Source organism: Streptomyces sp. NPDC057543 (assembly GCF_042801895.1).
GTDB lineage: Bacteria > Actinomycetota > Actinomycetes > Streptomycetales > Streptomycetaceae > Streptomyces.
In genome coordinates this window covers 1-13,149 of sequence record NZ_JBHVFF010000255.1, presented here as the reverse complement: position 1 = coordinate 13,149, position 13,149 = coordinate 1, and the positions used below count along the sequence as shown (strand labels likewise).

Below are 13,149 nucleotides of genomic sequence, written 5' to 3'. Positions count from 1 at the left end.
TCACGGAACTACGGGACGTCACTTGGAGGCGTCGTCCTTCTTCTCGTCTTCTTCGCCCTCGACGACCGGGATCAGGGAGAGCTTGCCACGGGAGTCGATCTCGGCGATCTCGACCTGGACCTTGGTGCCGACGCCGAGCACGTCCTCGACGTTCTCCACGCGCTTGCCACCGGCGAGCTTGCGGATCTGCGAGATGTGCAGCAGACCGTCCTTGCCCGGCATGAGGGACACGAACGCACCGAAGGTGGTGGTCTTGACGACCGTACCCAGGTAGCGCTCGCCGACCTCCGGCATGGTCGGGTTGGCGATCGAGTTGATCGTGGCGCGGGCGGCCTCGGCGGCCGGTCCGTCGGCGGCACCGATGTAGATGGTGCCGTCGTCCTCGATCGTGATGTCGGCGCCGGTGTCCTCCTGGATCTGGTTGATCATCTTGCCCTTGGGGCCGATGACCTCACCGATCTTGTCCACCGGGATCTTGACCGTGATGATCCGCGGGGCGTTCGGGGACATCTCGTCCGGGACGTCGATGGCCTCGTTCATCACATCGAGGATGTGGAGGCGGGCGTCGCGGGCCTGCTTCAGCGCGGCGGCCAGGACCGAGGCGGGGATGCCGTCGAGCTTGGTGTCGAGCTGGAGCGCGGTGACGAACTGCTTCGTACCGGCGACCTTGAAGTCCATGTCGCCGAAGGCGTCCTCCGCACCGAGGATGTCGGTGAGGGCGACGTAGTGGGTCTTGCCGTCGATCTCCTGGGAGATCAGGCCCATGGCGATACCGGCGACGGCGGCCTTGAGCGGCACACCGGCGTTCAGCAGCGACATGGTGGAGGCGCAGACCGAGCCCATGGACGTCGAGCCGTTGGAGCCCAGCGCCTCGGAGACCTGGCGGATCGCGTAGGGGAACTCCTCGCGCGTCGGCAGCACCGGCACGATGGCGCGCTCGGCGAGCGCACCGTGGCCGATCTCGCGGCGCTTGGGCGAGCCCACGCGGCCGGTCTCACCGACGGAGTACGGCGGGAAGTTGTAGTTGTGCATGTAGCGCTTGCGGGTCACCGGGGAGAGGGTGTCCAGCTGCTGCTCCATGCGGAGCATGTTGAGGGTGGTGACGCCCAGGATCTGGGTCTCGCCACGCTCGAACAGCGCCGAGCCGTGCACCCGCGGGATGGCCTCGACCTCGGCGGCGAGCGTACGGATGTCCGTGACGCCACGGCCGTCGATGCGGACCTTGTCCTTGATGACGCGCTCGCGGACCAGCTTCTTGGTCAGCGAACGGTACGCGGCGGAGATCTCCTTCTCGCGGCCCTCGAAGGCCGGGAGCAGCTTCTCGGCGGCGATCTCCTTGACGCGGTCCAGCTCGGCCTCGCGGTCCTGCTTGCCGGCGATGGTGAGCGCCTGGGCCAGCTCGGACGTCACGGCGGCGGCGAGCGCCTCGAAGACGTCGTCCTGGTAGTCCAGGAAGACCGGGAAGTCGCCGGTGGGCTTGGCGGCCTTGGCGGCGAGGTCCGACTGAGCCTTGCAGAGCGCCTTGATGAAGGGCTTCGCGGCTTCGAGACCGGCGGCGACGACCTCTTCGGTCGGGGCCTCGGCCCCGTCCTTGACGAGCTGGATGGTCTTCTCGGTGGCCTCGGCCTCGACCATCATGATCGCGACGTCGCCGTCCTCCAGGACGCGACCGGCGACGACCATGTCGAAGACGGCGTCCTCGAGCTCGGTGTGCGTCGGGAAAGCGACCCACTGGCCCTTGATCAGGGCGACACGGGTGCCGCCGACCGGGCCGGAGAAGGGCAGGCCGGCCAGCTGCGTGGAGCAGGAGGCGGCGTTGATCGCGACCACGTCGTACAGGTGGTCGGGGTTGAGCGCCATGATCGTCTCGACGATCTGGATCTCGTTGCGCAGGCCCTTCTTGAAGGAGGGGCGCAGCGGGCGGTCGATCAGGCGGCAGGTGAGGATCGCGTCCTCGGAGGGCCGGCCCTCACGACGGAAGAAGGAGCCGGGGATCTTGCCGGCGGCGTACTGCCGCTCCTCGACGTCCACCGTGAGGGGGAAGAAGTCGAGCTGGTCCTTGGGCTTCTTGGACGCGGTGGTGGCCGACAGCACCATGGTGTCGTCGTCCAGGTACGCGACGGCGGAGCCGGCGGCCTGCTTGGCCAGGCGGCCCGTCTCGAAGCGGATGGTGCGGGTGCCGAAGGTTCCGTTGTCGATAACGGCCTCGGCGTAGTGGGTCTCGTTCTCCACTAGCGTTTTCTCCGATACATATCGTCTTCTCGCCCCCACGCCCGTGTGGCGGGGGACGGTAGCGGAGAAGCCCTCCATCGGCGGGCCGGTCTTCGATCGAAGCACCCGGGTACATGAGTCCGGGGGCCACTACCGAGGACCGGCGGCGGGGAGGTCTGCTTCTCGCTCGTCCGTGGTTCGTTCTGCCGGTCGTTCTTCGACCAGGTTACTGAGATTCGACTCAGCTTGGCATTCCGGGCGTGCGGGCGGACCCGACACGTCCCGTACATGCGTACGTACGCACAATCGTACGTACAACAAAGGGAGCGGCCCCCTTATTAGTGGGAACCGCTCCCTTCACGGCGCTTTACTTGGCGCCGCCGGCCGCACCGCGGCGGATGCCGAGGCGGTCGACCAGGGCACGGAAGCGCTGGATGTCCTTCTTGGCCAGGTACTGCAGAAGGCGGCGACGCTGGCCGACCAGGATCAGCAGACCACGGCGGGAGTGGTGGTCGTGCTTGTGGGTCTTGAGGTGCTCCGTCAGGTCCGAGATCCGACGGGAGAGCATCGCGACCTGGACCTCGGGGGAACCGGTGTCACCCTCCTTGGTGGCGAACTCGGCCATGATCTGCTTCTTCGTAGCGGCGTCGAGCGACACGCGGTACTCCTCTTTGATGTTCGATGCGCCTGCGAGTGCCCCTGGTCTGTTCTCAGGGGGGCTTCCGTTACTCGGGGGCGAAGGTCCGATGAGCGCAGCTCCCAGGATGATCCGGGAGGGCGTACACAAACGGCCGTCACACAGCGTACCAGTCCGGCGGAGCCGGTTCGGTCGGGGGTGAGGTGGACCCGGGCGCCGGGGCACGGCTTTGTCCTCAATCACCGGACGGGCTTGATTTTGCCCGGCTGAGCTCGGGTTCTGCCGGCTGAGCTCGGGTTTGGCCTGACTGAGCCCGGGCTCTGCCGGCAGAGCCCGGGTTTGGTACGGCTGAGCTCGGATTGGACGGGTGGGCCCGCGGGGTCAGCTCGTGAGCGCGCGGATCGAGTGGTAGATATCGAAAACGGCGAGGCACAGGGGGATCAGCGTCAGGAGCACACACGCTTCGGCGATCTCCAGGAAGCGCCCCCAGAACGGGGTGACTCCCTTGCGCGGCACGATCAGCCCTATGGCGGTGATCAGGGCAGCGGCGCCCGCAACGGCTGCGGCGAGCCAGATCGTACGGATGTCGAGCGCGGTGTTGTCCCCCGCGACGGCCTCGCGCAGCATTTCGACCGGCGGATTGAGCGACAGGCCGAGGCCCAGGAGCACGAGAGCGCCGAGACCCGCCGCCAGCGCGCATCCGACCTGCGCCGTGTAACGGAACAGGTGGGAACGCATCAGCATGGCGACTCCGGTGGTGAGCGCCAACAGCTGGCCCCAGACGCTGTCCGAGAATCCCAGGACGGCTGCGGCGCCCACGGCCACCAGTGCGCATCCGCCGACCAGGCCGACGAGCAGTTCGTGGCCGCGCCGCGCCTGGGCGGCGATGCGGTCGGCGTCGACCGGGCCCTGCGGTGTCGACTCGGACGTCCCGTAGTCACCGACGGTGGTACGGGGCGGCTCGAAGCCGATGGGAAGGCGGGCGAAGCGGGTGGAGAGACCAGGCAGGAAGGCCAGGACACCCACGGAGAGCGGGGCGCACACCGCCGCGGTCTCCGCAGGCGCCATGCCGGTCATGATCGCGACGAAGGTGACCAGCAGGCCGATGGCGGCTGCGAACACGAACGCGACGAAGACACCGTCCCCGCCCGGGGCGGCGATCATGAGGATCACCGCCGCGACCAATACGGCGGCGCAGGCGAGCAGGAACTGGAGCCTGCCGATGCCCTCTCCCTCGCCGAGTGGTAGCAGCCCGGCGCCGGAGACCGCGGCGTTCGCGAGCGCACCGATCCCCAGAGCCGTGGACGATCCCCGGTCGTCGTACACGCGCGCACGTACGCAGGCGAGTGCGAGAGCGAGTACGGCGATGATCGCGGCAAGGACGCCCGGCAGGCCGTGCATGTCGTGCCGGGGGCCGGAGGTCCACAGCACGAAGCCGAGCAGGACCAGCAGGAGCGATCCTCCGAAGAGCCCGGCTCCGCGCATGAGGCTGTCGCCCCAGAGGGCGCGGTCCCGGGCGACGGCGGAGGCGACCGCGTCGGAGACGTCGTCGAAGACCGCGGGGGGCAGCGACTCGGAGAAGGGGCGCAGGGACAGCAGTTCGCCGTCGAGGATGCGCTGACCGGCCAGGGTGCGCCCGCTGTCGAGGACGGTGCCGTCGCGACGTACCAGGTGATAGCCGACCGGAGCGCCCTCGGCGGGGCTCTGTCCCGACAGCCGGAGGATCTCCGGGTACAGGTCGGCGACGGGAATGTCCTCGGGCAGCGCCACGTCGACGCGGCTGTCGGGCGCGACGACCGTGACCCGGCAGAAACCGGTTCCGTTGCCGGCCAGAACTCCGGGACCCGGCCGACCTTGTCCGGTGGCCGCCGCTTGGGCCGTCATAGTCACCTGCTGCTCCCCCTCATCGTTCTCCTGAAACGAACCCCGGGATCGCGGGCCTCGCTCGCGCCCCGAATGACCGTTTCCTTGCGGTAGTTAGCGAATGCTTACACGCGTCGCGACACCCTACCGCTCTCGATGTCATTCCATACGCCAGTAGGATCCTCCCGCGGATGGAACCCGTCGCCACGGGGGCGCCGATACGAACAGTTCTGTCCGGCAAGGGAATTGGTGAGCTGTGAGCCAGATTGTCGTCAAGCGCCCACCGCGGGCCCTGCCCTCCGAAGTGTCGGACGAGCAGGTGCAGTTGCAACCTCCGCCCGAACTGCCTCGCGGTCAGCAGGAGGGGGTGATGATGCAGCTGCTGCCGATGCTCGGCATGGGTGGCTCCGTCGTCTTCTTCTTCATGACCCCGAACCCGATCATGCGGATCATGGGCATAATCATGATCGCGTCGACGGTCGCCATGGCCGTTGCGACGATGGTCCGCTTCCGGCGGGGCGCTCAGGGGCAGCTCGCCGACATGCGGCGTGACTATCTGAAGTATCTGACGCAAACCAGACGCGCCGTGCTGAAGACAGCCCGCAAACAGCGCGACGCACAGTTCTATCTCCACCCGTCCCCGGACCAGTTGTGGGCGCTTGTCGCCGAGGGCAGCCGAGTCTGGGAGCGCCGCGTTGGTGACGCCGACTTCGCGCAGGTACGCATCGGCCTGGGCAGTCAGGAACTCGCCACGCCGCTCATCGCTCCGCAGACCGCGCCGGTCGATGAGCTGGAGCCGCTGACCGCGGGGGCGATGCAGCAGTTCCTGACGACCCACAGCACGCTGGACGGTCTGCCCATGGCGGTCTCGCTGCGCGCCTTCTACCACCTGACGATCAGCGGCGAAGCGGAGTCCGTCCGTGCCACGGCCCGTGCGATGGTCGGTGCGCTCGCCTCGCTGCATTCCCCCGAGGACCTGATCATCGCCGTCGCGACGGACCGGGACGCCGCCCCGAGCTGGGAATGGACGAAGTGGCTTCCGCACGTCCAGGCCCCGGACTTCATCGACGGTGCCGGCGTCCGCCGGCTGATCACCACGAGCATCGGGGAGCTGGAGGAAATGCTCGCGGGCCGGCTCGAGGGCCGGCCGCGCTTCCAGCCCGATGGCCAGCCGCTCATGGACCAGCCTCATGTCGTCGTCGTGCTCGACGGCCAGTCCGTATCGCCGGTGTCGGCGCTCGCCGCGGCCGAGGGCCTCCAGGGCGTGACGGTCGTCGAGGTCGTACCGGGTGAGGTCAACGGGGCGCGCGGCGGCCTGTCCGTCGTGGTGCACCCCCATTCGCTGCAGCTGGAGTCCGGGCACGGGCTGGTCTACGACGGCCTTCCCGACCTGCTCAGTTACGAGGCCGCCGAAGCACTGGCCCGGCAACTGGCGCCGCTGCATGTGGCCACGGGCGGGGACGACGACGAGCCGCTGCTCGCCAATCTCGAATTCACCGATCTGCTGAACCTCGGTGACGCCGCCTCGATCGACGTCAGCAGGACCTGGCGGGCCCGCTCCCAGGCGGAGCGGCTGCGCGTCCCGATCGGCGTCGGCGAGGACGGCGCCCCGGTGATGCTGGACCTCAAGGAGGCGGCGCAGGAGGGCATGGGGCCGCATGGCCTGTGCGTCGGCGCCACCGGTTCCGGCAAGTCCGAACTGCTGCGTACGCTCGTACTCGGCCTGGCCGTCACCCACACCTCGGAGACGCTCAACTTCGTCCTCGCGGACTTCAAGGGCGGTGCCACCTTCGCCGGTATGGCACAGATGCCGCACGTCGCAGCGGTGATCACCAACCTCGCGGACGATCTGACGCTGGTCGACCGGATGGGCGACTCCATCAGCGGTGAGCTCAACCGGCGCCAGGAAATGCTGCGCGACGCGGGCAACTACGCCAACATCCACGACTACGAGAGGGCGCGTGCCGCGGGCGCCCCACTGCAGCCCATTCCCTCGCTCGTTCTGGTCATCGACGAGTTCAGTGAACTGCTGACCGCCAAGCCCGACTTCATCGAGATGTTCGTCCAGATCGGGCGCATCGGCCGTTCGCTGGGCGTCCACCTGCTGCTGGCCTCGCAGCGCTTGGAGGAGGGGCGGCTGCGCGGGCTGGAGACCTATCTGTCGTACCGGATCGGCCTGCGCACGTTCTCGGCGGGCGAGTCCCGGGCGGCGCTGGGTGTGCCCGACGCCTACCACCTGCCCAACGTCCCGGGTTCCGGCTACCTGAAGTACGGCACGGACGAGATGGTGCGCTTCAAGGCCGCGTACGTCTCCGGGGTGTACCGCTCGGGCGCCCAGCCGGCCGTATCCTCCGGGCCCCTGCCGGTGGACCGCAGGCCGGTGGTGTTCACGGCGGCTCCGGTGCCGGTGCAGTACGTCCAGCCGAGCCCGCGGACCGGGGACTCCGTGCCCGACGCGCGTACGCCCGAGGACGACGCCCTGGCGGACACGGTGCTCGATGTGATCGTGCGCAGGCTGGAGGGCCGGGGGGCCTCCGCGCACCAGGTGTGGCTCCCTCCGCTGGACAACCCGCCGTCGCTGGACGAGCTGCTTCCGGGGCTCTCCGCGGTCGAGGGCCGTGGGCTGACCCAGCCCGGATTCGAGGGTTCGGGCCGGCTCGTCGTACCGCTCGGCGTGGTCGACAAGCCGTACGAGCAGCGGCGCGACACGCTCTACCGGGACTTCTCCGGCGCCGCGGGCCACATGCAGATCACCGGTGGTCCGCAGTCCGGCAAGTCCACGCTGTTGCGCACACTCATCGCGGGCTTCGCACTCACCCACACGCCCCAGGAGGTCCAGTTCTACGGACTCGACTTCGGTGGCGGCGGCATGGCCTCGGTCTCCGGTCTGCCGCACGTCGGCGGGATCGCCTCCCGGCTCGACCCGGAGCGGGTGCGGCGCACGGTCTCCGAGGTGTACGGGATCATGGCGCGGCGCGAGGAGTACTTCCGCAGCGCGGGCATCGACTCCATCGCCACCTTCCGCAGGCTGCGGGCGCGCGGCGACATCTCGGTCACGGACCAGCCGTGGGGCGACGTCTTCCTGATCATCGACGGCTGGGGCAACTTCCGTACGGACTACGAGGGACTGGAATCGGCGGCCGTGGACATCGCGGCGCGCGGCCTCGGATACGGCATCCACCTGATCGTCACGGCGTCGCGCTCCATGGAGGTACGGGCCAACCTCAAGGACCACCTGATGAACCGGCTCGAGCTGCGGCTCGGCGACGTCATGGACTCCGAACTGGACCGCAAGGTCGCGGTCAACGTGCCGGCCGGCGTGCCCGGTCGTGGTCTCACGCCGGAGAAGCTGCACTTCATGGCCGCGGTACCGCGGATCGACGGCATCAACTCCGACAGCGACCTCTCCGAGGCAACGGCGGCCATGAACCAGGAGGTCGCCCGGCACTGGACCGCGGCTCCCGCCCCGGCGGTCCGGCTGCTGCCCCGCGAACTCCCGGTGCGCGAACTGCCCACGGGCTACGCGCATCCGGAGCGGGGCATCGCGTTCGGTATCGACGAGAACAACCTGGAGCCGGTCTTCCTCGACTTCGAGCGCGATCCGTTCTTCCTGGTGTTCGGCGAGAGCGAGTCCGGCAAGTCCAATCTGCTGCGGCTACTCATCAAGCAGTTGACCGAGAGGTACGAGGGGAATGCCTGCAAGTTCTTCGTCATCGACAACCGGCGAGCGCTCCTGGACGTCACCCCTGCGACGCACCTGGCGGAGTACGTGCCCATGTCCAACAACATGGAGCACCACGTGGACGCGCTGTACGACCTGATGAAGCGCCGTACGCCGTCGCCCGACGTCACGGCGCAGGAACTGCGCGAACGCAGTTGGTGGCGCGGCCCGACGGTGTACGTGGTCGTCGACGACTACGACCTGGTCTCCACGTCCAGCGGGAACCCGCTGGCCAAGCTCACGGAGATGCTGCCGTTCTCACGTGACGTCGGCGTCCGGTTCATCATCGCCCGCAATACGGCGGGGGCCGGACGGGCCCTGTACGAGCCGTTCATGCAGCGCATCATGGAGCTGGGCGCGCAGGGCCTGATGCTCTCGGGAGACCCCATCGAGGGGGACGTCCTCGGCAACGTACGGCCGCGCCCGATGCCCCCGGGTCGGGGAATCTTCGTCACGCGACGGCGCGGGAATCCGCTGGTGCAGTCCGGGCTCATGGACGGGGAGCGGTAGCGCCGCGTGCGCGGCGGGGACGGCCCGTGTGGCTGTTCCCGCCCGCCTCGTGCTCCACGCCCTCTCCTACGTCGGAACCGGGGCGGCGGCTCGTCCAACTGCCACCCCTGGAACGAGCCGATAGCGGCTGCAGGCTCCGGTTCACGCCGTCGCTCACCGTCCCCCATAATCATGGGTCATGGAGCTTCTGGTAGGGATTCTGGTGAAGGTACTTCTCTTCACCTTCATCGCGGGGATGTTCACCCTCGTCTTCATCATGGGCAGGCGCGGACGCAAGAAGGATGCGCAGGTCAGGGAGGAGCATGCACAGCTCGCCCGGATTGCCCAGGAACGTGGTTGGACATACACACAGCGCACGAACGGGCGGATCGATCACTATTGCGGGATAACTCCCCTTCCCGACAAGGGCACGAATCTGAGCGCCTGGCACTACACCACGGGAGAGTTCCGCGGTCGCCCCTTCGTGTACTTCGAATATCGCTATGTCAGCCCCATGTCGACCCACGAAGTCGGGGAGCAGAGGAAGCCCATCATCCGGGCAGTCCTCGTCGTGACGGCGCCCGGCTCAGCGCCGTTTGTGCAGATATATCACCCGAGCAAGCTGGACTTGGCTCTCGACCGGAGGACCAAGATGCAGCTCGGCGTGCCGGCATTCGATGAGGAATTTCGGATCGTCACCAAGGACGAGTCATTTGTCCGGGATACCTTGACCGATACCGTGGTGCCCTTTGTGCTCGCGGATCCACGAGCCAAGAAGTCCCCGTTTGCGTTGCGCGAAAACGAGCTGTTCACCTGGTACACAGGCACTCTGTCTCCGCAGGCTGTCGACGAGAAGTTGAACTACCTCTGCGACATACTGGACCTGATTCCCGCACAGGCTTGGCCGGCTGCCTGAGCAAGCAGAGTGCCCCTTGCCCCGTGACCATGGTTCACCGGGGCGCGGGGCACTCTGGCATCCGGCCTCGGCGTTTCCTTTGCAGTGACGGGATGCTGTTCGTCGATCGATACCCTGCACACAGAGAGTGCCTTCCGCCTGGAACGAGAGAACCTCTCGACAAGGTTCATCATCCCAGCTCAGAAGGCACTTCCGCGTTTCAGAACACCAACTCGCACCGCGTCGACCGAAATGGCAAGGCCGGTGCCGGGAGCGGCACTAGGCAGGAGTTTCGTCGGCCGGGCGCACCGTCCGGAGGAAGGTCTTGAAGTCCTCGATGACTTCGTCGAGTTGGGTCGGCTTTGCCGTCAGGACGAGTTCGATGACAACACGCTTCGCCGGATTCTTGACGTCCTCCATGCCGAGGTACACCTGGCTCTGGAGCAGTTCCAGAGGCTCCCCCCTCAGGGTGGTGGAGAGGCGGAGGTTCTGGACCACACCCGGGGAGTCCGTCAGGCCCGGGATGTCCGGGGTACCCACTTCGGTCTTCTTGACGACCTCTACGGTCCCTGCCTCCGCCAGCCGCTGCACCGACTCGTCGGCGATCTGCCACATGGTGGCGCTGTCGTTACGCATCCGCCCAGCGATGGTGATGTTCGCCGTGAACCCGTCAATGGAGGCGGGATGAAGAGCGACGAAGGCGACGCCGGGTGCTCCCACCTCGTCCGGCGGTGCGGCCTGCCAGCCTTCCGGCAGCGAAAACGAGATCTTGATCGGCAACGTAGTCGCCATGGTGGACCCACTCCTTCGATGAACTACAGCCCAGGCTAGAACAGCGCGCCGAGTGTGTGGTCCCAGGCCGACTTTGCACCACTACCCACCGCGTCCGCCGCGTCACCGACCGAGTCGATCATCTTGCCGGCATCGATGGTGACGTCGAAAGAGACCTTGCCGCCGACGCCCAGACCGGCCCCGAGCTCGCCGCCGATGGTGAACTTGCCGTCCTTCATGCCCAAGTCGGCACTGGCGGATGCACCCACACCCGCCCACGCCTCGCCGGTGACACCGGCACCGACGCCGCCGACATCGGCGGAAACCGACCCGGTGGCCTTGGCTCCGGCGAACGCCTCCGCGCCGGCGTGCACTCCGTCCTTGCCTACGCCGACCGTGGCCGAGGCATCCGCACCGACGTAGGCCTTCGCTTCACCCTGGACCGCGGCGATGCCGTATTCCGCACTGCCTTTCGCGGAAGCCTGTGCCAGGTATGCGCTCCCCGAAAGACCGGCCTGCAGCTGCCCGTCTTTGATGCTCGCACCGGCGGTCCCGCTGACTCCGAGCAGGTCGATGCCTGCTTGGCCCTTCAGCTTGGCGCCACCGACCGTCGTCTCGCCCGGGCCGGTGCCGAACGACCAGGCGCTGGCGTCGCCCGTCCACTCGGCGAGCTTGATGTTCACATTGGCCTTGTTGCCAGATGTGTCCTGGTCCCCGGAGTCAGAAGACTTGTCCCGGATGAACCAGCTGCCGTCTTCGCCCTTGCCCCACTCCTTTTGCCGGTGCCGGAAGCGGCCATCTCCCTCCCGCCACTTCCCGTCTTCCCATATCGACCGGCTCTGGCTGGTTTTGCCGACTCCGTGATCAGTGGCCCACTGCCGGGCATCGACCCAATCCCTGGCGTCGGCCAGCCAGCCGGGGCTGCCGGCAGCGCCGCCCGCCAAATCGCCGAGCTTCTTGACCAGCTTCTCGGTCTCGGGCTTGAGCTGATTGCGCGCGGCCTTCAAGGTCTCTTCCGCCGTGTCGTGCTGCCCGGCCTTCCACTGCTCGATCGCGGTCGAGGCCTGCTGCTGCGCCCAGCCCAGAGTGGAGGAGTAGGAGGTGACCGCTGCGGCCGCCCCGGACATCGCGTCGGAAGCGAGATGCCAGTTGGCCTTCTCCTTGGACAAGGTGGGCCAGAACGCGTCGCTGGCCTCACCCTTCCAGCCCGGGATCTTCAGGTCGCGCAGGCCGTTGGCGATTCCTTCGAACTTTTCCGACCAGCTGGTGAGGGTGGTGGCGAGCCCAGTCAGCTTTCCGACGTCGCCGGGTATGAGTTCCTTGGGGTCGTTCGTCGACCCCAGCGCGGCTCCCATGGATTCGAATCCCCCGTCTCTAGCTCAAGTCCGACTTGACCGAGTTCACCGCGTCGCGGATGGCTTCGTCCGTCTCCGCGTAGTTGTTGTTGGCCGAGTTCAGCCCACCCGCCAGGGTCACCGCGCAGTCCCTGAGGAACTCCGCCCCCAACTGCCAGGTGGTGCAGAACGTCACCAGTGCCGCGGTTGCCGCATTGTCCCCGGCCGCAGAGCCCTGCTCGGACAGTGACTTCAAGTCCACCTTCTCGACCGGCTTGAGGCCTTCCAGAATGTCCGAAGCGCCCTTCTTGAGGACGCCCGGGCCCACACCGAGATCAGCCGTCACCAGATTCCCCCGCTTTCAACTCCGCCTGTACGTAATCGCATTGGTGTCCAGCTCTCACACGCTAGCACCAATACCAGCCAGGATTGACGCCCTCACCACCTCCCTCACTACGCCCGACTCGGCTGCTCAGGACGCCCGGTGAGCCCCTCATGCGCCCCCCGTCACCACGCCGGGGAGCACAAGCCGAACGGACTCACGAACGACAAAGCCTCGCTCCACTCACCTGGGCGGTGTCGCGTGGTCATCTTCAACAACTGGGATCTTGAGTGGTGTTGTGTCCATCCACCCAGCGCCGACGCCTTGCTCCTCTTCCGTCGCGCGTTCGGTGGCATCGCTTGGACGCAATGGTCCAGCGCACGGGATGACTCCCGCAGCGACGAGGAGGTGTCCGATCTCGCGACCCTCGCGGGCGAGCCGGGGGACGTACAAGGGCAGGACGCGGGCACCGTCGGCCGGTACGGGGGCGCAGCACCCTCCCTGAGGTGTCGTCCGGACTCGGCGCCCGGAACGATATCGATGGCCCGTTACAGGTGCGCCATCTGCTGTTTCGAGCGCCGTGACGAGCAGGGCATCCGCTTGACCGCGCCCAGATGCCTACAGATGAAGACGACGTACTACTCCGCCTTTCGGCCACAGCCCCCGGCCACTGTCCGCACAATTGCGTGAACCGGACGGCCCCGGGGAGTTCGCCGACGACAGGGTCGGGAAGTCTTTGCGCACCGCCCCACGGGCGCCTGCACTCCGATCCCCTTCGACAAGGGCAGGCTCACCGCGCCGAGGGCCGCCTCCACCCGAAGGCTCACTGCCGAGACTCAACTGTTCCTGCGACGCCCTGGAGCACACACCGACGTCTACGGGGAAGCCGCGGGCGAACTCCACGCC

8 protein-coding genes are annotated in these 13,149 nt (G+C 67.5%); 2 read left to right on the top strand and 6 right to left on the bottom strand.

Annotated features, from left to right (window positions below; all coding sequences use genetic code 11):
• Positions 1 to 18: 18 nt before the first annotated feature.
• From ACFU8Q_RS31810 to eccD, 3 genes are all read right to left on the bottom strand, one after another.
• Positions 19 to 2,232: a polyribonucleotide nucleotidyltransferase gene (locus tag ACFU8Q_RS31810; protein ID WP_384460615.1), complete on the bottom strand. Its 2,214-nt coding sequence runs from the start codon at positions 2,230 to 2,232 to the stop codon at positions 19 to 21.
• Between the two features lie 346 nt (positions 2,233 to 2,578).
• Positions 2,579 to 2,869, bottom strand: coding sequence for a 30S ribosomal protein S15 (gene rpsO, locus ACFU8Q_RS31805; protein ID WP_189546018.1), 291 nt, complete (start codon positions 2,867 to 2,869; stop codon positions 2,579 to 2,581).
• Between the two features lie 360 nt (positions 2,870 to 3,229).
• Positions 3,230 to 4,732: a type VII secretion integral membrane protein EccD gene (gene eccD, locus ACFU8Q_RS31800; RefSeq protein WP_384460619.1), complete on the bottom strand. Its 1,503-nt coding sequence runs from the start codon at positions 4,730 to 4,732 to the stop codon at positions 3,230 to 3,232.
• A gap of 235 nt (positions 4,733 to 4,967) precedes the next feature.
• Between eccD and eccCa the strand changes: the two genes are divergently transcribed.
• Positions 4,968 to 8,942: a type VII secretion protein EccCa gene (gene eccCa / locus ACFU8Q_RS31795; protein ID WP_384460610.1), complete on the top strand. Its 3,975-nt coding sequence runs from the start codon at positions 4,968 to 4,970 to the stop codon at positions 8,940 to 8,942.
• Positions 8,943 to 9,120: 178 nt separating this feature from the next.
• The gene (locus ACFU8Q_RS31790; protein ID WP_384460607.1) at positions 9,121 to 9,837 is read left to right on the top strand and encodes a hypothetical protein; all 717 of its coding nucleotides are present in this window, start codon (positions 9,121 to 9,123) and stop codon (positions 9,835 to 9,837) included.
• Positions 9,838 to 10,095: 258 nt separating this feature from the next.
• Here ACFU8Q_RS31790 and ACFU8Q_RS31785 read toward each other — a convergent pair whose 3' ends face one another.
• Genes ACFU8Q_RS31785 through ACFU8Q_RS31775 form a run of 3 tightly spaced genes read right to left on the bottom strand, consistent with a single transcriptional unit; the run spans position 10,096 to position 12,267 of the window.
• On the bottom strand, positions 10,096 to 10,608 hold the full coding sequence (locus ACFU8Q_RS31785) for a hypothetical protein (protein ID WP_384460604.1): 513 nt from the start codon (positions 10,606 to 10,608) through the stop codon (positions 10,096 to 10,098).
• A gap of 35 nt (positions 10,609 to 10,643) precedes the next feature.
• Positions 10,644 to 11,942 (bottom strand): putative T7SS-secreted protein, encoded by a 1,299-nt coding sequence (locus ACFU8Q_RS31780; protein WP_384460601.1) that lies wholly within the window; start codon positions 11,940 to 11,942, stop codon positions 10,644 to 10,646.
• 19 nt (positions 11,943 to 11,961) lie between these two features.
• Positions 11,962 to 12,267, bottom strand: coding sequence for a hypothetical protein (locus ACFU8Q_RS31775; protein WP_384460598.1), 306 nt, complete (start codon positions 12,265 to 12,267; stop codon positions 11,962 to 11,964).
• Positions 12,268 to 13,149: the final 882 nt, after the last annotated feature.